General features: G+C 68.0%; 22 protein-coding genes. 11 read left to right on the top strand and 11 right to left on the bottom strand.

The window, feature by feature from the left end; translation table 11 throughout:
- Window positions 1-2 precede the first annotated feature (2 nt).
- The gene (locus GXK59_RS08430; protein WP_160665955.1) at window positions 3-1187 is read left to right on the top strand and encodes a thiolase family protein; all 1185 of its coding nucleotides are present in this window, start codon (window positions 3-5) and stop codon (window positions 1185-1187) included.
- 117 nt (window positions 1188-1304) lie between these two features.
- On the opposite strand, the gene GXK59_RS08425 is transcribed toward GXK59_RS08430, so the two are convergent.
- The 3 genes from GXK59_RS08425 to GXK59_RS08415 all read right to left on the bottom strand — a co-directional run bounded on the left by GXK59_RS08425 (window position 1305) and on the right by GXK59_RS08415 (window position 3399).
- The gene (locus tag GXK59_RS08425; protein WP_160665953.1) at window positions 1305-1934 is read right to left on the bottom strand and encodes an energy-coupling factor transporter transmembrane component T family protein; all 630 of its coding nucleotides are present in this window, start codon (window positions 1932-1934) and stop codon (window positions 1305-1307) included.
- Entirely contained in the window at window positions 1931-2644 is a 714-nt protein-coding gene (locus tag GXK59_RS08420) for an energy-coupling factor ABC transporter ATP-binding protein (RefSeq protein WP_443094312.1), read from the bottom strand. The genes GXK59_RS08425 and GXK59_RS08420 overlap by 4 nt, the downstream gene beginning before the upstream one ends.
- 65 nt (window positions 2645-2709) lie before the next feature.
- Window positions 2710-3399 (bottom strand): biotin transporter BioY, encoded by a 690-nt coding sequence (locus GXK59_RS08415; RefSeq protein WP_160665949.1) that lies wholly within the window; start codon window positions 3397-3399, stop codon window positions 2710-2712.
- Between the two features lie 321 nt (window positions 3400-3720).
- On the opposite strand from GXK59_RS08415, the gene GXK59_RS08410 reads away from it, so the two are divergent.
- Window positions 3721-5319, top strand: coding sequence for an ABC-F family ATP-binding cassette domain-containing protein (locus GXK59_RS08410; RefSeq protein ID WP_160665947.1), 1599 nt, complete (start codon window positions 3721-3723; stop codon window positions 5317-5319).
- Between the two features lie 70 nt (window positions 5320-5389).
- Here GXK59_RS08410 and GXK59_RS08405 read toward each other — a convergent pair whose 3' ends face one another.
- Genes GXK59_RS08405 through GXK59_RS08390 form a run of 4 tightly spaced genes read right to left on the bottom strand, consistent with a single transcriptional unit; the run spans window position 5390 to window position 7503 of the window.
- Window positions 5390-5866: a YbaK/EbsC family protein gene (locus tag GXK59_RS08405; protein WP_160665945.1), complete on the bottom strand. Its 477-nt coding sequence runs from the start codon at window positions 5864-5866 to the stop codon at window positions 5390-5392.
- 3 nt (window positions 5867-5869) lie between these two features.
- Window positions 5870-6754: an SURF1 family cytochrome oxidase biogenesis protein gene (locus GXK59_RS08400; protein ID WP_160665943.1), complete on the bottom strand. Its 885-nt coding sequence runs from the start codon at window positions 6752-6754 to the stop codon at window positions 5870-5872.
- Complete coding sequence (locus GXK59_RS08395; protein WP_160665941.1) at window positions 6755-7003, bottom strand: hypothetical protein; 249 nt, start codon at window positions 7001-7003, stop codon at window positions 6755-6757.
- Complete coding sequence (locus GXK59_RS08390) at window positions 7000-7503, bottom strand: DUF3099 domain-containing protein (RefSeq protein WP_160665939.1); 504 nt, start codon at window positions 7501-7503, stop codon at window positions 7000-7002. Before GXK59_RS08390 ends, GXK59_RS08395 begins: the two co-directional genes overlap by 4 nt.
- A 151-nt stretch (window positions 7504-7654) precedes the next feature.
- On the opposite strand from GXK59_RS08390, the gene GXK59_RS08385 reads away from it, so the two are divergent.
- Together GXK59_RS08385 and GXK59_RS08380 are read left to right on the top strand one after the other, a co-directional pair.
- Window positions 7655-8380, top strand: coding sequence for a beta-ketoacyl-ACP reductase (locus tag GXK59_RS08385; protein ID WP_160665937.1), 726 nt, complete (start codon window positions 7655-7657; stop codon window positions 8378-8380).
- A 182-nt stretch (window positions 8381-8562) separates the two neighbouring features.
- Window positions 8563-8982, top strand: a complete 420-nt coding sequence (locus GXK59_RS08380; RefSeq protein WP_272927714.1) for an Hsp20/alpha crystallin family protein — start codon at window positions 8563-8565, stop codon at window positions 8980-8982.
- Window positions 8983-9079: 97 nt separating this feature from the next.
- Here GXK59_RS08380 and GXK59_RS08375 read toward each other — a convergent pair whose 3' ends face one another.
- On the bottom strand, window positions 9080-9445 hold the full coding sequence (locus GXK59_RS08375) for a DUF5655 domain-containing protein (protein ID WP_160665933.1): 366 nt from the start codon (window positions 9443-9445) through the stop codon (window positions 9080-9082).
- Between the two features lie 207 nt (window positions 9446-9652).
- On the opposite strand from GXK59_RS08375, the gene GXK59_RS08370 reads away from it, so the two are divergent.
- Complete coding sequence (locus tag GXK59_RS08370; RefSeq protein WP_160665931.1) at window positions 9653-10405, top strand: SDR family oxidoreductase; 753 nt, start codon at window positions 9653-9655, stop codon at window positions 10403-10405.
- A 97-nt stretch (window positions 10406-10502) separates the two neighbouring features.
- Here GXK59_RS08370 and serB read toward each other — a convergent pair whose 3' ends face one another.
- Entirely contained in the window at window positions 10503-11411 is a 909-nt protein-coding gene (gene serB / locus GXK59_RS08365; RefSeq protein ID WP_160665929.1) for a phosphoserine phosphatase SerB, read from the bottom strand.
- A gap of 144 nt (window positions 11412-11555) precedes the next feature.
- Between serB and GXK59_RS08360 the strand changes: the two genes are divergently transcribed.
- The 5 genes from GXK59_RS08360 (at window position 11556) to GXK59_RS08340 (ending at window position 15611) form a co-directional block, all read left to right on the top strand.
- Complete coding sequence (locus GXK59_RS08360) at window positions 11556-12341, top strand: ABC transporter ATP-binding protein (RefSeq protein ID WP_160665927.1); 786 nt, start codon at window positions 11556-11558, stop codon at window positions 12339-12341.
- Between the two features lie 18 nt (window positions 12342-12359).
- Window positions 12360-13145 carry a sulfite exporter TauE/SafE family protein gene (locus GXK59_RS08355; RefSeq protein ID WP_160665925.1) on the top strand — a complete coding sequence of 262 codons (786 nt, stop codon included), beginning with the start codon at window positions 12360-12362 and terminating at the stop codon, window positions 13143-13145.
- Window positions 13146-13152: 7 nt separating this feature from the next.
- On the top strand, window positions 13153-13962 hold the full coding sequence (locus GXK59_RS08350) for a TrmH family RNA methyltransferase (protein ID WP_160665923.1): 810 nt from the start codon (window positions 13153-13155) through the stop codon (window positions 13960-13962).
- A 190-nt stretch (window positions 13963-14152) separates the two neighbouring features.
- On the top strand, window positions 14153-14410 hold the full coding sequence (locus GXK59_RS08345) for a type B 50S ribosomal protein L31 (protein ID WP_024365679.1): 258 nt from the start codon (window positions 14153-14155) through the stop codon (window positions 14408-14410).
- 94 nt (window positions 14411-14504) lie between these two features.
- The gene (locus GXK59_RS08340) at window positions 14505-15611 is read left to right on the top strand and encodes a lipoate--protein ligase family protein (protein WP_160665921.1); all 1107 of its coding nucleotides are present in this window, start codon (window positions 14505-14507) and stop codon (window positions 15609-15611) included.
- 72 nt (window positions 15612-15683) lie between these two features.
- Here GXK59_RS08340 and pepN read toward each other — a convergent pair whose 3' ends face one another.
- Together pepN and GXK59_RS08330 are read right to left on the bottom strand one after the other, a co-directional pair.
- Window positions 15684-18311 (bottom strand): aminopeptidase N, encoded by a 2628-nt coding sequence (gene pepN, locus GXK59_RS08335; RefSeq protein ID WP_160665919.1) that lies wholly within the window; start codon window positions 18309-18311, stop codon window positions 15684-15686.
- A gap of 4 nt (window positions 18312-18315) precedes the next feature.
- Window positions 18316-19293 carry a putative sulfate exporter family transporter gene (locus GXK59_RS08330; protein ID WP_202129194.1) on the bottom strand — a complete coding sequence of 326 codons (978 nt, stop codon included), beginning with the start codon at window positions 19291-19293 and terminating at the stop codon, window positions 18316-18318.
- Window positions 19294-19513: 220 nt separating this feature from the next.
- Between GXK59_RS08330 and GXK59_RS08325 the strand changes: the two genes are divergently transcribed.
- Entirely contained in the window at window positions 19514-21070 is a 1557-nt protein-coding gene (locus GXK59_RS08325) for a circularly permuted type 2 ATP-grasp protein (RefSeq protein ID WP_160665917.1), read from the top strand.
- The last annotated feature ends 69 nt before the right edge of the window (window positions 21071-21139 follow it).

Genomic DNA, 21139 nt, shown 5'->3' with positions numbered 1-21139 from the left:
GGATGCTTCCCGACGACCGGCAGCCCGTCATCATCGCTGCCTTGCGCACCCCGGTCTGCCGCGCCAACGGCGTCCTGAAGACCGTCCGCGCCCATGAACTGCTGGCCCCCGTGCTCCGCCGCCTGCTCAGCGACACCAACGTGGCCCCGGACATGGTGGCGGACGTTGTGATCGGCAATGCCGTGGGCGGCGGCGGGAACGTGGCCCGGCTTGCGGCCCTCGACGCCGGCCTGCCGGTCAGCGTTCCCGGCCTCACGGTGGACCGGCAGTGCGGGTCCGGGCTCGACGCGATCGTCCTCGCGTCCCGCCTCGTGGCCGCCGGCGGCGACGGCGTCTATCTGGCCGGCGGTGTGGAAAGCATCAGCACGGCACCGCTCCGTGCCCATCGGAGCCGCGACGGCGCCCCGGAGTTCTTTGCGCGGGCGCAGTTCGCACCGGGCCGCTACGGCGATCCGGACATGGGCGCTGCGGCAGAAAACGTGGCCTTGGAGTTCGGGGTCAGCCGGGACCGGCAGGACGCCGTTGCCCTGCGCAGCCACCAGCGGGCCCTGGCCTCCGCCGCGGCGGGGTTTTTTGACGCAGAAATTGTTGCGCTTCCCGGGGGTTCCGGACCGGATGGCGCTATTACCGCCGGTTCCGACGACGGGCCGCGCCGAGGGTTGACCGCGGCGGTGCTGGCCCGGTTCCCGCCGGCGTTTGCCGCGGGCGGGACCGTCACCGCCGGAAATTCCTGCTTCGACGCTGACGGGGCGGCCGCCGTCGTGATCACCTCCGTGAAACGTGCCCGCGAGCTGGGCGCCGGTGACGGGCTCCTGGTGCGGGGCACGGACACGGCAGGTGTGGCCCCGCAGCTGCTGGGCATCGGGGCGGCGGTCGCGGCCGAACGCCTGCTGGAACGCAGTGGCGTCACTGCCGCGGAGCTGGGGCTGGTCGAGTTCAATGAGGCCTTCGCATCCCAGACCATTGCGTGCCTGGACCAGCTCGGCATCGCACCGGAACGCGCCAACCTCGACGGCGGAGCCCTGGCCCTGGGGCATGCCTACGGGGCGTCGGGCGCCGTGCTCATCACGCGGCTGCTGGCCCAGGCGCGCCGCAGCCCGGTCGAAGGACAACTGGCGCTGGCCCTGATCAGCATCGCCGGCGGAATGGGCACCGCCGCACTGCTGGAGTACCGGAATCTGTCCTAGTTCCTTCCCGCCGCCACCTCGGGACATGCCCAGTCCTGGGCTCAGCCAATGGACATAGTGGGCTTAGGTCCAGCGGCCAGCGTCAGGGGAGGGCATGTCCCGCGGAGCGGCAGCAAGTTAGGTGTGGTCCCCGGCCTCGCCCAGGCCACGGGCGGCGAGGGCATCTCCGGTCTGCCTGGCGAAGGCCACGGTGGTGATGAAGACCGGGAGGATGAGGGCCCGGGGGTTGCGCTCCAGCCCGCGGGCCCGGGCGGAGTCGCGGACATCGCTGTATGCGCCTGCGATGAACGGGATGCTGCGCAGCATAATGGCGATGGTCAGCGCGAAGCGTTCCGGATCCGCGCCGAAGCGCTGGAACGGCCTCGCGAGGGACGCCACCCCGTCCAGCAGCCGCTGCACCGGGGTGGTGGCGGTGAGGATGGAGGCCGCGACAATACAGACCAGCACGTTGAGCACAATCCGCGCCGCGGTGGGACCGCCAAGCTGCCACCACTGGAACAGCCCGATCGCCGCCAGGACCGGAAGGACCGGCCGGACCGCCCGCCACAGCCGCGGCAGACCCGCCCCGCTGATCAGGAACAGCCCGCACATCACGGCAAGCGTTACGGCCGCGGCGGCCCAGTCGCCAACCAGGAAAGACGCCATGCCGGAGCCGACCACCAGGAGGAACTTCAGCCACAGCGGCGCGCGGTGCACCAGGGAGTTTCCGGGCGCATAGTTGGCCAGCAGGAATCCGTGGCCGCTCACGGCTGCCCCGGCCGCGGATCCCCACGGCGCGGATCCTCACGGCGCGGCCGGTCCGGCCCGGGGCCGCACACGGCGAGCCCCGCCGCGCTCAGCTCCCGGTAGTGCTCGACGGCGGCGGCCGGCCCGCCGTCGAACACGACCCTGCCGGCGTCGACCACCAGGATCCGGTCGAGATCCAGCGCGAGCTCGAGGTCGTGGGTGGAGAGGATGACCTGCTGGCTGAGTCCGGCCAGGGTCCGCCGCAGCAGTTCCCGGTTGCGCAGGTCCAGCAGGGTGGACGGCTCGTCCAGGACCAGCACCTCCGGATCCACGGCGAGGACCGCGGCGAGAGCCAGAAGCTGGCGTTCCCCACCGGACAGCTCGTAGATGCTCTGGTCCGCGAGCGGCAGCAGCCCGAAGCGGTCCAGGGTCGATTCCGCCTGGCTTCGGCGTTCCCGGGCGTTGCGGACCGAACGCCGGAGGGACAGCTCCACGTCCTCCCGGCCGGTCGGCATCACCAGTTGGGACAGCGGATCCGTGAAAACAAAGCCAACCCGCCGGCGGACTTCCCGCACCGAACGGACAGTGTCCCAGTCATCGACCGTGACGGTGCCGCTGCTCGGTGCTACGAGGCCGTTCAGGAGCCGCAGCAGGGTGGACTTGCCGGAGCCATTGGCACCGATGACGCCGATCCGCTGCTCCGTGAACTGCAAGGTCTGCTCCTCCAGCAGGGTCTTGGGTCCGGCGCGGCCATCGACCGCCACCCGCACCGCAGCCCGGTCCAGCACGATGCTGCTCACGGCCGGTGGTCCACCGTGGCGTTGGCGCTGCCGGCCGGCGCGGTAACCGACCCAAAGGTCCGGACCCGGCGGATCAGCAGATCCGGAAATGCCTTGTGCAGCGCCAGGGCAATAGTCACGGCCAGTACGTTCTTAATCACATCTCCCGGGTAGAAGACCAAGTCCGCGAGGAACGCCTTCGGGAAATCCAGCTTCGCGTTGACCATCATGCCGAGGATGCCGAGGCCGTGGACGAAGATGATGCTGCTAACCATCGCGGCAGCGAAAAGGAGGACCGCGCGAAGCCTGCCGGGACGGCCCGCCGTGCGGCGGAGCACGACGACGGTCAGCCAGCCCGCCGCTGTCGCGGCAAACACAAAGCCGATGATGTAGCCCGCCGAAGGACCGGCCAGGACCCCCAGACCGCTGCGTCCGCCGCTGAAGATCGGCAGTCCCGCGAGACCGACGAGAACGTAAAGCCCGACGGCGGCGAACGCCCTGCCGGGGCCCAGGGCAAGGCCGGTGAGCATCACGGCGAGCGTCTGCACGGTGATCGGAACGCCCATCCCGGCCACCGGAATGGCGGCAACCAGTGCGGATCCGGCCACGAGCGCGGCGAAGACCGCGATCAGGCCAAGGTCGGTGGCGTTCCAGCGGGTGCGCTGCCGGGCGGGGGTGGCGGCAAAATTGCCGTCGGTCTTCGTCATGGTAGTTCCTGTCGCGAGTGATTCGGGGCCAGCTTCTGATTTTGACTCTACGAGCACGGGGACCGGCGTTTTTTGTAGAAGCCCTACTAACCAAACGCCCGGGAGCTGGAGGGCCGCACCAACGGCTACCGGGGCGCCCGGCACCTCAAGGCCGGCAACGCCGTCGTCCGTCGTTGCCATCAGCCGGTGGGGCTCTTGTCAACGGGCGGAGGCTGGGCCGGTAGACTTGTAGAGGCCGTGCTCTCGGCCGCACTGCCCCGGCCCCCTGCAGATTCCACCGTTGTGCCGCGGCGTTCCCTGTTGTGAAAGGCCTTAGCTGCATTGATTACCGTCCAGGATCTCGAACTGCGCGCCGGCGCCCGCCTCCTTATGGACCAGGTGAGCTTCCGGATCGACAAGGGAGACAAGATCGGCCTTGTGGGCCGTAACGGTGCAGGCAAGACCACGCTGACCCGGGTGCTCGCGGGCGAAGGCCAGCCCGCCGGGGGCAAGGTCATCCGCAGCGGCGAGATCGGTTACCTGCCGCAGGATCCCCGGACCCCGGACATGGAACAGCTGGCCCGCGACCGCATCCTGTCCGCCCGCGGGCTGGACATCGCCGTCAACAAGCTCAAGCAGACCCATGAGGACATGGCCAGCGAGGACGCCGAGGTCCAGCGCAAGGCGATGAACCGCTATGACCGGCTGGAATCCGAGTTCCTGGCCGCCGGTGGCTACGCGGCCGAGGCCGAGGCCGCCGCGATCTGCTCCAACCTGGCCCTCCCGGACCGGCTGTTGAACCAGCCGCTCAAGACCCTGTCCGGCGGCCAGCGCCGCCGTGTCGAACTCGCCCGGATCCTGTATTCGGACGCCGAGACGATGCTCCTCGATGAGCCCACCAACCACCTCGACGCGGATTCCATCACCTGGCTCCGCGAGTTCCTGAAGAACCACCAGGGCGGCCTGATCGTGATCAGCCACGACACCGAGCTGCTCGAGGCCACCGTCAACAAGGTGTTCCTGCTGGATCCCAACCGCGCCAAGGTCGACTTCTACAACATGGACTGGAAGCGCTACCTCCAGCAGCGCGAAACGGATGAGCGGGCCCGCAAGCGGGAGCGCGCCAATGCGGAGAAGAAAGCCCAGGTCCTCTTCGACCAGGCCAACAAGATGCGCGCCAAGGCCACCAAGGCCGTCGCCGCGCAGAACATGGCCAAGCGCGCCGAGCGCCTGCTCGGCGGCCTTGAAGCTGTGCGCGCGACAGACCGCGTGGCAGCCCTGCGCTTCCCGGATCCGTCGCCCTGCGGCAAGACCCCGCTCACCGCCGACGGCCTCAGCAAGTCCTTCGGATCGCTGGAGATCTTCACCGACGTTGACCTGGCCATCGACCGAGGCTCCAAGGTGGTCATCCTGGGCCTCAACGGTGCCGGCAAGACGACCCTGCTGCGGATGCTGGCCGGCGTCGACAAGCCCGACACCGGCGAAGTCGTTGCGGGCCACGGACTGAAGGTGGGCTACTACGCGCAGGAACATGAGACGCTCGACGTCGACCGCACGGTCCTGCAGAACATGCGCTCTTCCGCCCCGGACATGAACGACGCGGAGGTCCGCAACATCCTGGGCTCATTCCTGTTTTCCGGCGACGACGTCGACAAGCCCGCCGGTGTGCTCTCCGGCGGCGAGAAGACCCGGCTCGCCCTGGCCACCATCGTGGCCTCGAGCGCGAACGTGCTGCTCCTCGATGAGCCCACCAACAACCTCGACCCTGCCAGCCGCGCCGAAATCCTCGGGGCCCTGAGCAACTACACCGGCGCCGTGGTGCTGGTGAGCCACGACGAAGGCGCCGTCGCCGCGCTGAACCCCGAGCGCGTTGTGCTGCTGCCCGACGGCATCGAGGACCACTGGAACGAAGACTACCTGGACCTGATTACGCTGGCGTAGGGCGCCCAACTGACTCGCAGTTGTGGCCGTTTTCAGCTCTCAAAACGGCTTTAAATGCGAGTCAGATGGGCTAGCGGACGGGCATTTCCTGGGCTTCGGTGATGCGCTTGAGCTCTTCGTAGCTGATCGAGAACATGGAGTGGTGGTCGCCCGCGCCGGCCCAGAGAACCCGATGGGCCGCCAGGGACTCGTCCAGCAGTGTCCTGATTTTCTCCGGATGCCCGACCGGGGCTACGCCGCCCACTTCCTGGCCGGTGTGTTCCAGGACGAACCCGGGGGAGGCCCCGCGGATTTGTCCGACGCCCAGTTGCCCGGCCACCTTCCGCACATCGACCCTGGCGGCTCCGCTGGCCAGGATCAGCAGCGGGGCACCCGCGACGTCGAACACGAGGCTGTTGGTGATGGCCGCAACGTCGCAGCCGAGCGCGGCGGCCGCCGCGGCAGCCGTCGGGACCTTCGAGTCGAACACCGTGACCGTGTCCTCGGCGCCGAGCGCGTTCAGCGCGCGTTTCACCCGCGCCACAGGATCCGGCAACACACCGTCCACTTCTCAGTACCCCCGGGCGTCCAGGATGGCGTCTTCCTCTTCCTCTGCGGTCGCGTTCTTCCGCTTGCGCGGCGCAGGACGACGGCGGGCGGCCGGGCCGCTGGAGTGCATCAAGCCGCCGTCGGTATCGGCAGCCTGGGCTTCTGCGTCCTCGGCGTCAATAGCCGCGTTTCGGGCCTGCTGCCGGGCCGCGTACCCGAAGCCGATGAACATCAGCACGCCGAACGCAAACCACTGCAGCGAGTACGACAAGTGGGTGCCCTCGTCGGTGGACGGCTTCGGGAACGGGAAGGGCATGTCCGACACCGCCGGACTCTCTGACGCCAACTGGCCATAGGCGCCCGTTAGCAGGGGATAGCCCAGCTGCCCGGAATAGGCGGTGAGGTCGATTGACGCCAGCTGGCCGTCCGGGGCACCGCGCTGGAGCGCGGGCTCGGCAGGTTTCAGGCGGGCGACGACGGTCACGGTGCCCTGCGGGGGATCGGGAACCTGGTCGGGGCGGCCCGGGTTGTTGTTGCCGATCGGCAGCCAGCCGCGGTCGATCACAACGGTCTCGCCGGTTTCCACCCTGAAGGGCACAACCACCTCGTAGCCGGGCTGGCCGTTGAGCGGCCGGTTGCGGACGATACGCTGCCCGGCGACGTCGTAACTGCCCTTCAGTTCCACCTGGGTCCACTCCCGCTCGGCTGCCATCGAGCTGAACTGGTCCTTGACCTCAGCGAACGGGACGGGCGCCGCGGAATAGTTGGAGGTGACCCGGTTGATCCCGGCCAGCGTCTCGGCGCGGCGGTCCATCTGCCAGCGGCCCAGTCCGACGCAGGCGGCAGCAAAAATCGCGGCAAGCAACAGGTACCCCAGCCACTTGCTGGAGAAGAGAAAACGGTACATTCAGTGTGCCTTGCCTGCCGGGTCCAATACCACAGTGTCCTTCCAGAGCCCGCGGGTCTGCAGGTAGTCCTCGAGCCAGGCCCGGTGGTCTCCGCAGGCCAGCCAGATCTTGCGCCGTTCCGGGGTGTGGATTTTCGGGTTGTTCCAGAGCAGCTGCCATTCGGCGCCGCTCCGGCATGCCTTGCGGGAGCAGACGGCTTCGGCCGGACCGGCGGCTCCGCCGTTCCCGGTGAGGTCAAAAAGGTTCATGATGCTTCCCGTCCGTGGCCGCCGTGGTCACTTTCACGCCGCCCGGGGGCGCCGCTGCCGCCCTCCGGGGAGTCCCCATCGTCGACGAGTTCGCCCTGCAGGAGCGTCATCGACGGGTCCTCCGACGGCGGGACACCCGGGCCAACCGGGTCCTCAGACGTGGCGGACGCCGGCGCATCGAGCTGGGCCAGCGGCGCGTAGTCCAGCAGCGAGTCGGAATGGAGCTCCGCCGTGTCGCTGCCGTTGGCGATGATGACGGCGAACCAGGGCAGGAACACGGCCCCGATGACCGGGAGGATTTTCAACCAGCCATCCACCACAAAAATCAGGATCAGGCACACCATGCGGATACCCATCGCCACGGCGTACTTGATCATCCGCTGGCGCATCTCTTCAGAGTGTGCGGCGGCGGCGTCCGTGATGCTGTGAACCTCGGAATCACCGGACGGTGCGTCCGGGTTCCCGGGCACAGGTACACCGGGTCGGTTTTTGAGTGTCAAGGCTGTCAGATCACGCTCCCAAGGCTTATTCCAATTCTCTCACCAACGGCAGGGTCGCCCAAACGCGCGCCTGCCGGGCGCTAAGATCGGAGGCAGGAAAATCCCGCCCCCAGCGCGGCGCCGTCCCGCCGCAGAATTCCGGAGCCCCACCATGTCTGAAACAGCAACCACCGGCCGCAGTGTCCTGATCACCGGCGGAAACCGCGGAATCGGCCTCGCCATCGCCGAAGCCTTCCTCGCCAACGGTGACAAGGTGGCCGTCACGTACCGCAGCGAATCGGCGCTCCCCGCGGGCATCCTTGGCGTCAAGGCCGACGTCACGGACGAGGCCTCCGTCGACGCCGCGTTCACCGAAGTGGAAGCCGCGCACGGCCCCGTCGAGGTGCTGGTGGCGAATGCCGGCATCACCAAGGACACCCTCCTGATGCGCATGAGCGAGGACGATTTCACCTCGGTCATCGACACCAACCTCACCGGCGCCTTCCGCGTGATCAAGCGTGCCTCCAAGGGGATGATCCGGGCACGCAAGGGCCGCGTGGTCCTGATCTCCTCGGTCTCGGGCCTCTACGGCGCGCCCGGCCAGATCAACTACTCGGCCTCCAAGGCAGGGCTGGTCGGCATGGCCCGCTCGCTGACCCGCGAGCTGAGTGCCCGCGGTATCACCGCCAACGTGGTGGCCCCGGGCTTCATCAACACCGACATGACGGCGGAACTGCCCGAGGCAACCCAGAAGGATTACCTCTCCAAGGTTCCCGCCGCCCGCTTCGCTGAAGCCTCCGAGGTCGCCAACGTGGTCCGCTGGATCGCCAGCGACGAGGCAGCCTACATTTCCGGTGCCGTCATCCCCGTCGACGGCGGCCTCGGGATGGGTCACTGAGGCGGGATCCGGAGGCACACGACGACGGCGGGCGCCGCCGCCGCTGCCCAGCCACCAGATGGGCCCCCTGGCGTCCGCCACGATAGGACTTTTTCCCCTTTGCGCCATGCGCCGCCGGGTGTGTAATGGGGCTACAGCCCCTGACCACACCATGGCAGGGGCATGGCAACAGGAGGACAATCGTGGCTGAACTTAACAAGTGGGTGCCGTCGGACGTGCTGGAACCGATCAAGCGTTTCCTGGACGGCGACCTGACGATGACCCCGTCCATCAAGGTCGAGCAGTTTGTTGACGGCACCACCTTGGTGGTGCGCGCTGAAGTTCCGGGGATTGATCCCGACAAGGACGTCGACGTCTCCGTCAGCGAAGGCATGCTGCATATCAAGGCCGAACGCGAGGAAAAGACCGAGCACAAGAGCAAAGACGGTTACCGTTCGGAGTTCCGCTACGGCTCGTTCACACGCAGTGTTGCGCTTCCGCCCGGTGCCAGGGAAGAGGACATCACCGCGACCTACAAGGACGGCGTACTTGAGGTGCGCGCCCCTGCCCCAGTGACAGCGCCGGACGCGACGGCCAAGAAGATCAGGATCGACCACACGTAGCGCGAGGGACAGGCGGCGGGACGCGGGCGGAGACTGGATCAGTCCGCCCGCGTTCCTGTGCGCCGGATTTCCCGTACTGCGGACCCCAACTGTTCCGCTAGCCGGCGTGATCCCGTGCCTCGTGCAGCCAGCCCAGAACCTCCCCGTCGAGTTCGTCCACCGTATGCAGTTCCAGGTGGTGCATCCACACCCCGGGCGAGGGATTCAGCACCTCCTTGAACCTCGCAGAGGCGACCCGCCACGGCAAGACAATCGAGAGCACGGCGGGCACATCGGAATTGACGTACCGGCCGGGCCACCAGAGGTACGCGAAACCGCGCCGGTCCCGGAACGCCACCTCGCTCTTCGTTGCCCGCATGTCCGGCGGGGCCGGGATGGCCAGCATCTTCTCCACCGCATGGAACAGCTCCAGGCCGCGCGAGGAACCGCTGAAGACCTGCTCCGGCGTCGATTCCTCCGTCACTCCCCGAGGCACCAGGGCCCCTGATCCACGGCCTGCCGGCACGTCCGGCGCAGCGGTTCCATGCGCGAGATCCTACGCCTGCAGGCCCGGCCGTCACTAGGCTGCCGCGGCTTCTTTGTGGAACCCGAACAACGGAAAACACCTGCGCCGCTGGCATGATGGACTGCAGACTCACCGTTTTTGGACGTTTGGAACAAAGGAGCTCGTATGGGACTGCTGGAGAACAAGACTGCAATCGTGACCGGTTCGTCGCGGGGCATCGGCGCCGAGGTGGCCAAGTTCCTCGCCGCCGAGGGCGCCGCCGTCGTCGTGAACTACCGCCAGAAGGCGCCCCGCGCCAACAAGGTCGTTGCGGAGATCGAGGCGGCCGGCGGCCGCGCAGCCGCCGTCGGCGCAGACCTCACCACCCAGGAAGGCGTCCAGGCCCTGGCCAGTGCCGCGATGGAGAACTTCGGTTCGCTTGATGTCCTGGTCCTCAACGCCTCCGGCGGGATGGAATCCGGCATGGAGGCGGACTACGCACTCAAGCTCAACCGCGACGCGCAGGTGAACATGCTCAACGCCGCCGTCCCGCTGATGCCCGAGGGCTCCCGGGTGGTCTTCGTGACCAGCCACCAGGCCCACTTCATCAACACCGTTCCCACCATGGAGAACTACGAGCCGGTGGCACGCAGCAAGCGCGCGGGCGAGGACGCCCTCCGCGAACTCATTCCGAACCTGGCCGAGAAGGGCATCTCCCTGGTTATCGTCTCCGGCGACATGATCGAGGGCACCGTCACGGCGACCCTGCTCGACCGCTCCAACCCCGGTGCCATCGAGGCCCGCCGCGCCGAGGCCGGGAAGCTGTACTCGGTGAAGGAATTCGCCGCCGAGGTCGCCAAGATGGTTACGGCCGACGTCGAATCCGGCCACACCGAATACGTCGGCGGAGCCGACTACTTCGACAAGAGCAACAGCTAGCTCCAGCCGTTTCGGGGAACACAGTGAAGGCCGGGGCGATTGCCCCGGCCTTCACTGTGTTCCCGGTTGCCCGTCCGTTTACGGTGCCCGTCCAGCGTCAGACTCCGGCGATGTACCGAACGGCGTCGAGGTAGGGCATATTCACGGCCGCGTCCGCCACCGCGCGGACGGCCGGTTTGGCGTTGAACGCCACGCCGATCCCGGCGGCGCCGAGCATGTCCAGGTCGTTGGCGCCGTCGCCCACGGCAATCGTGTGCTCCATCGGGATGCCTTCCGTGGCGGCCCATTCCCGCAGGTACTTCTCCTTCGCCGCCCGGTCAATCACCTCACCGATCACCTTTCCGGTCAGCGCGCCGTCGGCGATTTCCAGTTCGTTGGCGACCCAGTAGTCAAGTCCGAGACCCTCCGCGATCGGTCGCAGGATCTGGTTGAAGCCCCCCGACACCACCGCCACGACGTGGCCGGCTTCCTGGAATGCAGTGACGAGCTCCGCCGCTCCGAGGCTCAGTTTCACTTCGGCACGGACGGAATCGACGACGTCCGCCGGCAGCCCGGCGAGCACCGCCACACGGGCGTGCAGACTCTGGGCGAAGTCCAGTTCGCCGCGCATGGCGGCCTCGGTCACGGCTGTCACTTCTTCACGCTTGCCGGCGTAGGCGGCCAGGAGCTCGATCACTTCCTGCTGGATCAGGGTGGAATCCACGTCCATGATGAGGAACTTCCGCCCCGCACTGCGGAGGGTGGCGGGAACAATGGCCGTGTCGACTCCGGCGGGGCCGTTCTCTGCCACCGCTCGGCGCAGTTCGGCCAGCGCCGTCCCATCGTGGTCCAGGGTGGAGGCCAGGTCCGAACTGACGTCTACCGTATGGACCTCGAAGCGGTCGTCTCCGGTGCGGGATTCGGCGTCCAGCGCCAGTCCCGCTGCTGCGAGGAGCGTGCGTAGCTGCTGCACCTCGGGAAGTGAAAGTTTCGGGGCATAGCTCACGGCGGTCACGTACAGGTTCATGGCTGCAATCCTAGCGATCAGGCAGATCGGGGCCCGAATCCGTTGCGCTCCAGTGACGCCGCGGAAGCCGCGCAGCCCGCCCCCGGCATGGCCCCGGCGTACCGGTTATCAGTCGTCCGCTTTTTTGTCCTAGTGTCTACTCCTATGAGTGATGTTCTTGAAATGGCCGCCGTCAGCGTTGTACGTGGGGCAAAAACCCTCCTCGACAAGGTCGACTGGCAGGTCAAGGAAGGCGAACGCTGGGTGATCCTGGGTCCCAACGGCGCCGGCAAGACCACTCTGCTCCAGCTGGCCGCCGCACGGATCCACCCCACCAGCGGGATGGCCGGCATCCTCGAGGAAATCCTGGGCGCCGTCGACGTCTTTGAACTCCGGCCCCGGATCGGCCTGTCCTCGGCTGCGCTGGCCAACCAGATCCCGGAGCACGAGAAGGTCCTCAACGTCGTCGTGACCGCGGCCTATGGTGTCACCGGGCGGTGGCGCGAGGGTTATGAGAAGGACGACGAACGCCGCGCCTTCGCCCTCCTCAACGAGTGGGGCATGGGCCCGCTTCTCAACCGGCCGTTCGCCTCGCTGTCCGAGGGGGAGCGCAAGCGTGTCCAGATCGCCCGGGCCCTCATGACCGACCCCGAGCTGCTGCTCCTGGATGAACCCGCCGCCGGACTCGATCTGGCCGGCCGCGAGGACCTTGTGTACCGGCTCAGTGAACTCGCCCGCGACGAGGCCGCCCCGGCCATTGTCCTGGTCACGCACCACCTCGAGGAAGTCCCGCCGGGCTTCACCCATGCCATGCTGCTGCGCGACGGCGCGGTGATGGCCCAGGGCCCGATCGAAGGCGTCCTCACGGCCGCAAACCTGAGTGAAACCTTCGGGCTGCCGTTGGACGTCAGCGTTACGGCGGGCCGGTACACGGCCACCGCCCGCCGCTGAACGGACCGCTGACCGCGCGTGGAGTTCTTCAATAGCGTCTTCATTTTCTTCGCCGGGCTGTGGGCCGGCACCATTAACAGTGTTGTCGGTTCCGGCACCCTGGTGACCTTCCCGGTGCTGATCGCCCTTGGCTACGCCCCTGTCACCGCGTCCATCAGCAACGCGATGGGCCTCGTGGCCGGGAACGCCGCCGGCGCCTGGGGCTACCGCAAGGAACTGACAGGACGCGGAAAGCAGCTGCTCAAACTGCTGCCCGCGTCGCTGCTGGGCGGCATCACCGGGGCCTACCTGCTGCTCCACCTTCCCGAGAAGGTCTTCCATTACGCTGCCCCCGTCCTGATCGTGCTCGCGCTGCTGATGGTGGCATTCCAGCCCCGGCTGCAGCAGTGGGTCCGGAACCGGGAGCAGAACCCCGAACATGCCATCCGGGACCGCCGCCACGGAGTCATCCTGGTGGTCCTGGTGTACCTCGCCGGTGTGTACGGCGGATACTTTGTCGCCGCCCAGGGCATCCTGCTGGTCGGGATCCTGGGCATCTTCATGACCGGGACCATCCAGAACGCCAACGCCATGAAGAACATCCTGGTGCTCTGCGTGAACGTCGTGGCGGCAGCTTCCTACCTGCTCTTCGCCTTCGGCCGGATTGACTGGACAGTCGTCGGACTGATCGCCGTGAGTTCTCTGATCGGCGGCGTGATCGGCTCCAAAGTCGGCCGCCGGCTGTCCCCGGTGGTCCTGCGCGGTGTCATCTTTGTCCTGGGCCTTGTCGCCCTGGGCTTCATGATCGCGAACCTCTTCAAGTGACCCACCCGTGACCTTCCACCGCCTTGACTCCGCCGACGACCCCCGGGTTTCGGACTACACCCAGCTCACGGACGTGCACCTGCGCAAGCTCCGGGAACCCGCCGAGGGCATGTACATCGCCGAGTCCTCCCGGGTGCTCCGCCGGGCCCTCGCCGCGGGTCACCAGCCGCGCTCCTTCTTCCTGGCCGAGAAATGGGTCGAGGACCTCGCGGACATCTTTGAGCAGTACCCGGACGTCCCCGCGTACATCGGCTCCGCAGCGCTCCTCGAGGACATCACCGGCTTCCACCTGCACCGCGGCGCAATGGCAGCCATGCAGCGGCCCGACCCCGTACCGCTGCCCGGGCTGCTCGCCGGGGCCCGCCGGGTTGCCGTGCTGGAGGACATTGTGGACCACACCAACGTCGGTGCCATCTTCCGGTCTGCCGCGGCGCTGGGCATCGACGCTGTCCTCGTGTCGCCGCGCTGCGGGGATCCGCTCTACCGGCGCAGCGTCCGGGTCAGTATGGGGACGGTGTTCCAGGTGCCCTGGGCCCGGCTGGAGGACTGGCCGGGGGACCTGCAGGTGCTCCGCGCGGAAGGCTTCACCGTGGCCGCCCTGGAACTCACCGACGACGCCGTCGACCTCGACGAACTGGCCGCCCGCCGCCCGGAGAAACTCGCCCTCGTGCTCGGCACCGAAGGCGCCGGGATGAGCGAGAAGACCCTGGCCGCCGTCGACCTCGCCGTGAAGATCCCCATGCGGGCGGGCGTGGACTCGCTCAACGTCGCGGCGGCGTCCGCCGTCGCCTTCTGGGAGTTGCGCCCGCGGGATTGAACCGCGGGGCCTAAACCGTGTGCCTGAACCGTGCGCCTGAACCGGGGAACCAAAGCGCCGCCGCTGGTCAGGCGGCGAAGGCGCCGACTTTCCGCTATGATTGATAGCTGGCCGTCCGGTGCATTCCGCTGGCCATCCCATTCATACCTGGCAACTGGCAAAATCCAGTTGTGCGAACAAAGGTCCAATTATGAAGTCTGATACTCACCCGAAGTACGAAGCTGTTGTTTTCAACGACCTGGCTTCCGGCGTCAAGTTCCTGACCAAGTCCACCGTGTCTTCCAAGAAGACCATCGAGTGGGAAGACGGAAACACCTACCCGGTTATCGACGTCGAAATCTCCTCTGAGTCCCACCCGTTCTACACGGGCAAGCAGCGCATCATGGACTCTGCAGGCCGCGTCGAGCGCTTCAACGCTCGCTTCAAGGGCTTCGGCGGCAAGAAGTAACTTCTTCTCCCCAAGGTCTTTTGGAAAAGCCCGCACCGTCACCGGTGCGGGCTTTTTGCGTCTTCACCCTGAGCATCGTGGCAGGATTAAGGGCATGACAACCCTTCCCCCGGTCCCCGGTTCCAGCAGCGCTGACGACGGCGGCGCCTGCCGCCACGGGGAGTACAAGGTTCCCGGCGGCAAACTCGTCGTCGCCGATTTGGACGTCGTCGACGGTGTGCTCGCGAACGTTTCGCTCAGCGGGGACTTCTTCCTGGAGCCGGACGAGGCACTGCTGGAGATCAACAGGGCGCTCACGGGCCTCGCGGCGGACACCAATGCGGCGGACATCTCCGCCGCGGTGGCTGCGGCCCTCCCCGCCGACGCCGTCCTCTTCGGCTTTTCCGCCGACGCCGTGGCCGTCACCGTCCGGCGCGCCCTTGCGATGGCCACCGGCTGGGCTGACCACCACTGGAACATCATCGCCCCGTCCGTGCTGCCCACCCACGTCAACGTTGCGCTGGACGAGGTCCTGACCGAAGAGGTCGGCGCCGGGCGCCGCAACCCCACCCTGCGCTTCTGGGACTGGGAGGAACCGTCAGTGGTGATCGGCAGCTTCCAGTCCGTCCGCAACGAACTGGACCCCGCCGGCGTCGAACGCCACGGCATCAGCGTGGTCCGCCGGATCAGCGGCGGGGGAGCGATGTTCATGGAGGCCGGCAACTGCATCACCTACTCGCTGTACCTGCCGCAGAGCCTCGTGGACGGCATCAGCTTCGCCGATTCGTACGCCTTCCTGGACGTCTGGGTGATGGCTGCCCTTGAGAAAATGGGGATCAGCGCGTTCTACGTGCCGCTCAACGACATCGCCACCGGGCAGGGCAAGATCGGCGGCGCCGCTCAGAAGCGGCTCGCGAACGGCGGCATGCTGCACCACGTCACCATGAGCTACGACATCGACGCCGACAAGATGGTGGAGGTCCTGCGGATCGGCAAGGAGAAGCTCTCCGACAAGGGCACCCGGAGCGCCAAGAAGCGCGTGGATCCGCTCCGCCGGCAGACCGGCCTGGCCCGGGCCGAGATTGTTGCGGCCATGATGGAAGTCTTCACCGAACGCTACGCGGCGACGCCCTCGGAACTCACCGCGGCCGAGCTTGCCGCCGCGCAGCACCGGGTGGACGCCAAGTTCGGCACCCCGGAGTGGCTGCACCGGGTGCCCTAAGCCACTGCCACCCAGTCGGCTGCACCCCGTCGACTGCTCCGTAACGGCCCTTTAGAGCCGCCAAAAGGGCACTTACGGAGCAGTCGATCGGGGGTTCGCGGCCAGGGCCTGGGCCGTCAGGGCACGGTGCAGGTGGCTGCGCTGTTCGATGATGATGCGGCGCAGCGCCCGCGGCGCGTCCGGGTGCCCGGCGAGCCAGTGGTCCGTCCGGACGATGACGGAGTGCGTGTCCGGAGTGCCGCCGTCCAGGTCCTGCCCGGTAGGGTAGAGCCCGCGGACAATCCGGCTCGCGATTTCAATGCTGCGACCGGCCCACACGTCCTCCAGGCAGTCGAAATAGCGGTCAGTGAATCCGCGCAGCAGCGGTGCCGGGGCGGTGTTGAAGCCGGCGACGGTGGCGCTCAGCAGCTGGTTGGAGAGCGCGGTGCCGTGCACCGACTCCTGCCAGGCTGCCTCCTTGACGGCTTCTTCGGGGCGGGCCGCGAGGGCGGTGGCGTGCCCGGATTTGCCGGCAGCGGTGTTGTCGCGGGCCAATTCCCCGTCGAGCTGGGGCACGGTGGCTTCCCCGTTGGCAGCCAGGGCGTGCCAGAAGTTCCAGCGGAGCTCCGCGTCCACAGACAGGCCGTCGAGGACCGTGCTGCCGTCGAGGATGCCGCGGAGCAGGTCCAGCCGGCTGTTGTCGAAGCGGCTGGTTGCGGCCACCGTGCGGGCCCACGCCAGCTGCTGGTCGGAGCCCGGCGCGGCCCGCTGGAGCTCGTCCTCGGCGAGGGTCAGGAAGCCGCGGCGGACGGCAGCGCGGCCGGCCGCGGGGACATAGCGTTCGATCGCGGTGGCGGCGTTGCCCAGGACGTTCAGCAGCACGCCGATCCCGGTTTCCGCGGGCCCGAAGCGCTTGACGGCATCCACGTAGAGGGCTGCCGGGGTGACGGCGTCGCGAGCCGAGTCCCAGAGCGCGGTCCAGCACAGGGCGCGGGCCATCGGATCGCTGAGCGCGCTGAGGGAGGTCCGCACGGTGGCCTCGGAGCGCGCGTCCAGCCGAACCTTGGCGTAGCTGAGGTCCTCGTCGTTGACCAGTAGCAGGTCCGGCCGGGGCTTGCCGGACAGGGCCGCCACCTCGGTCCGGGCGCCGCTGACGTCGGTCTCGACGCTGTCGGTGCGGACCAGGGCGCCGGCGTCGTCCATCCCGTACAGGCCGATCCGCAGCCGGTGCGGGCGCGGCTCCTGCCGTCCCGTCGTCGGGTCCACCCCGTCCTGGAGGACTGCCACGGTGCCGAGGACGCCGTCGTGCTCCTCGATCTCACTGGTGAGGCTGGAAATGCCGGAGGTCTGCAGCCATTGGCGGGCCCAGTCCGCGAGGTCCCGGCCGGAGGCGGTGCTGAGCGCGGCCAGCAGGTCGGCCAGGGTGGTGTTGCCGTAGGCATGGTCCTTGAAGTACTGGCGCGAGCCGGCAATAAAGGCGTCAAACCCCACATACGCGACGAGCTGCTTGAGCACCGAGGCGCCCTTGGCGTAGGTGATGCCGTCGAAGTTCTGCTTGGCGGCCTCAAGGTCGGGGATGTCCGCGACGATCGGGTGCGTGGTCGGCAGCTGGTCCTGCATGTAGGCCCAGGCCTTGCGGTTGTTGGCGAAGTTCACCCAGGCCGTGGCCCAGTCCGTGGTGCGGTCCACGCCGAGGGTGCCCATGTAGTCCGCGAAGGACTCCTTGAGCCACAGGTCGTCCCACCACTGCATCGTGACGAGGTCCCCGAACCACATGTGGGCCATTTCGTGCAGCAGGGTGTTGGCGCGGGCCTGGTACTGCGAATCGGCGGCCCGTGAGGTGAAGACGTAGCTTTCCGTGAAGGTCACCAGCCCGGGGTTCTCCATGGCGCCGAGGTTGTATTCAGGCACAAACGCCTGGTCGTACTTCCCCCACGGGTAGGGGAAGTCGAACAGCCCGTTGAAGAAGTCAAGGCCGTTCCGGGTGAGGGTGAACAGCTCCTCGGCGTCAAACGACGGTGCCATCGAGGCGCGGCAGTAGAGGGCGAGGGGGACATCCAGACGGGTGCCGTCGTCGAGGGTCGTGCGCCAGGAGTCCTCCGCCTTGAAGTACGGGCCGGCGAGCACCGTTGTGATGTAGGTGGACATCGGCTTCGTGGGGGCGAAGTCCCAGCGGCTGGTGTCCGGGTCGCTGGTAAGGAGCGTGCGCTGGGTTTCGACGCCGTTGGAGGCCACCTGCCAGGCCGACGGTGCCATCACGTGGAAGGTGAACTCCGCCTTGAGGTCGGGCTGTTCGAAGTTGGCGAACACCCGGCGGGCGTCGGCGGGTTCGTACTGTGTGTAGAGGTAGCACTGGCCGTCGGCGGGGTCGACGAAGCGGTGCATGCCTTCCCCGGAGGTGCTGTAGAGCGCGGTGCCGGTGACGGTGACCTGGTTTTCCGCGTGGAGGTTGTCGAGCCGGATCCGGGAGCCGTCGACGACGTCAGCGACGGGGAGACCCTTGCCGTTGAGGAAGACGCTGTGCACCTCGCTGCTGATGAAGTCCAGGAACGTCGAGGCTCCGGGTTCACTGGCGGAGAAGTTGATGACGCTGCGGCTCGTGTAGCCGGCCACGTCCGGGTCCGCAGCCTGCCGGACGTCCAGGGAGACGTCGTAGCTGCGGGTGGTGATCAGGGCTGAGCGGGCAGCGGCTTCATCGCGGCGCAGGTTCTGGTTCGACACCCCGCTATCTAATCATGAGGAACGCGGCCCCCAGCCCCAGCGCGGCAATCAGCAGCCAGGACGCCAGCGCCGCCAGCAAGGCCCGCGCTCCGGTGTGCAGCATCTGGCCCACCCGCACCGCCGACCCGAGGCCGAACAGCGCCATCCCCAGCACGATGTCCTGCAGCACCGCGGCGGCGTCGAGGACGGCGGGGGAGAGCCAGCCCGTGGTGCGCAGGGCCGCCATCCCGACGAACCCGAGCACGAAGAGCGGGACGATGGGTGGCCGCTTCAGCCCGGCGCCGGCGCCGGCGCTGCTGCGGTGGTGCAGCCCCGCGACGGCGACCATGGGCGCCAGCAGGATCACCCGGGTGAGTTTTACGACGACGGCGACGGCCAGCGCCGCCGCCCCGGCGGTCTGCGCCGTGGCCACCACCTGTCCCACGTCGTGCACCGAGGCGCCGGTCCAGGCGCCAAAGACTTCCGGGCTGAGGGCCAGCGGCTGAATGAGCAGCGGCAGCACGCCGATGGCGAGGGTGCCGCAGAGTGTCACGAGGGCCACCGGGAGCACGGTGTCGTGCTGCCGGATCCGGCGCACCGCCGCCATCGCCCCGATGGCCGAGGCCCCGCAAATGGCAAACCCGGTGGCAATGAGCAGCGATACCTGCGGCGGCAGCCGGAAGAGCCTGCTGATGGCGTAGGTTCCGGCGAAGGCGGCCAGGACGACGCCCGTGATCAGCAGCAGCGCGGCCCAGCCGAGCCCGAGCACATCCACGAGGCTGACCTTCAGGCCCAGGATGACAATCCCGGCGCGCATCAGGTGCCGGCCGGCAAAATCGAGCCCCGGCCGGCCGGTTCCCGCGGTCCAGCCGGCCAGCCCCGGGAAGTTCGCAGCCAGGAGCCCGAACGCCACGGCCAGTGTCATGGCCGGGAGTACGGGAACCAGGGTATGGACGGCGAGGGCAAGCGCGACGGCGGCTGCCGCGGCCAGCAGGCCCGGCAGCAGCCCGGGCACCGACCCGGCGCCGGGCAGCGGTTTGCGAGTAAACGGAGGCACCTGTCCACCTTGCCGTAAGGGCCCGGAAATGCCGTCACCGCCACGGCGGACCTCACCGGCGCCGCCCCGGCTGCAGGCACGCAGACGGCCCGCTCCCGCCCTCGGGCGCCGCGCCCCGGCGGGCGCCGAAATGATTTCGCAACAAAAAGGTGATTGTCTAGTCACCATGTCTGACCTATTCCAGGATTACTCCGTGGCCGCCGAACGCACCGGCGCCTACGACGAGATGTTTACCCCCGGGCAACAGGCCCGGAAGTCGTACGGACAGGTCGCCGGGGCCCTGCGTGAACTCTCGCTTGCCGATGTCACGGCGCGCGCCGATTCCATGGCCCGGACTTTCCTGGACCGCGGTGTCACGTTCGACTTCGCCGGCGAGGAGCGGCCCTTCCCGCTCGACATCGTGCCCCGGGTCATCCCCGCCGATGAGTGGACAGTACTGGAGAAGGGCGTGGCGCAGCGCGTCCGCGCCCTTGAGGCATTCCTCAATGACGTCTACGACAAGATGACCGTCGTGGCCGACGGCGTCATCCCGCGCCAGCTCGTCACAACCAGCGCCCACTTCCACCGCCAGGTGCACGGCTTCGAGCCGGCCGGCGGCGTCCGCGTCCATATTTCCGGCATTGACGTCGTCCGCGACGCCGCAGGGACGTTCCGTGTCCTTGAGGACAACGTCCGCGTCCCCTCCGGCGTCAGCTACGTCCTGGAAAACCGCCGCGCCATGGCCAAGGGGCTGCCGGAGGCCTTTGGCCAGCAGCTCATCCGCCCGGTCGAGGAGTACCCCCGCCGGCTGCTGTCCGCGCTGCGCAAGACGGCACCGTCCGGCGTCGACGACCCCACCGTGGTGGTCCTGACCCCCGGTGTGTTCAACAGCGCCTACTTTGAGCACACCCTGCTTGCCGGCCTGATGGGTGTGGAACTCGTTGAAGGGCGCGACCTCGTCTGCCGCGGCAACCGCGTCTACATGCGTACCACCGCCGGCGAGCAGCGCGTGGACGTGATCTACAAGCGCATCGATGACGAATTCCTCGATCCGCTGCAGTTCCGCGCCGACTCCATGCTCGGCTGCCCGGGCCTGGTCAACGCGGCCCGCGCCGGCGGCGTCACCATCGCGAACGCCGTGGGCAACGGCGTCGCGGATGACAAGCTGGTCTACAGCTACGTCCCGGACCTGATCCGCTTTTACCTCAACGAGGAACCCGTGATCGCCAACGTGGACACCTTCCGGCTGGAGGAAAAGGAAGCCAGGGAGGAGGTCCTGGACCGCCTGGCCGAACTCGTGGTCAAACCCGTGGACGGTTCCGGCGGCAAGGGCCTCGTGATCGGCCCGGATGCCTCCAAGGACGAGCTCGAGGCCCTCCGCAAGCGCGTCATCGCGGACCCCCGCGGCTGGATCGCGCAGCCGGTCCTGCAGCTGTCCACCGTCCCCACGCTCAGCGGCGACAAGTTCGGCCCGCGGCACGTGGACCTGCGCCCCTTCGCCGTCAACGACGGCGACGACGTGTGGGTGCTGCCCGGCGGCCTGACCCGCGTGGCGCTCAAGGAAGGCTCCCTGATCGTCAACTCCAGCCAGGGCGGCGGTTCCAAGGACACCTGGGTCCTGGCTGATTCGCCGGAGGTGCCGGTGGAGACCCTGCCGCGCCCGGCCATCACGGTCCGCGAACGGGTCTCGGTCTGGCCCGTGGAGAGCAACTGGCGCGACAGCCAGAAGGAGCAGCAGCAATGACACGCGGCACCATGTCGTCCCTTTTTCCGCTGACCTGCCCTTTTCAGATTTTCGATGCGCTGGAGGTAA

Origin of the sequence: Pseudarthrobacter sp. ATCC 49987, from assembly GCF_009928425.1 — a bacterium.
In the GTDB taxonomy this organism is placed as follows: domain Bacteria; phylum Actinomycetota; class Actinomycetes; order Actinomycetales; family Micrococcaceae; genus Arthrobacter.
Note: the sequence above shows the minus strand (reverse complement) of the source record. Positions and strands in the feature narration are given on the sequence as shown.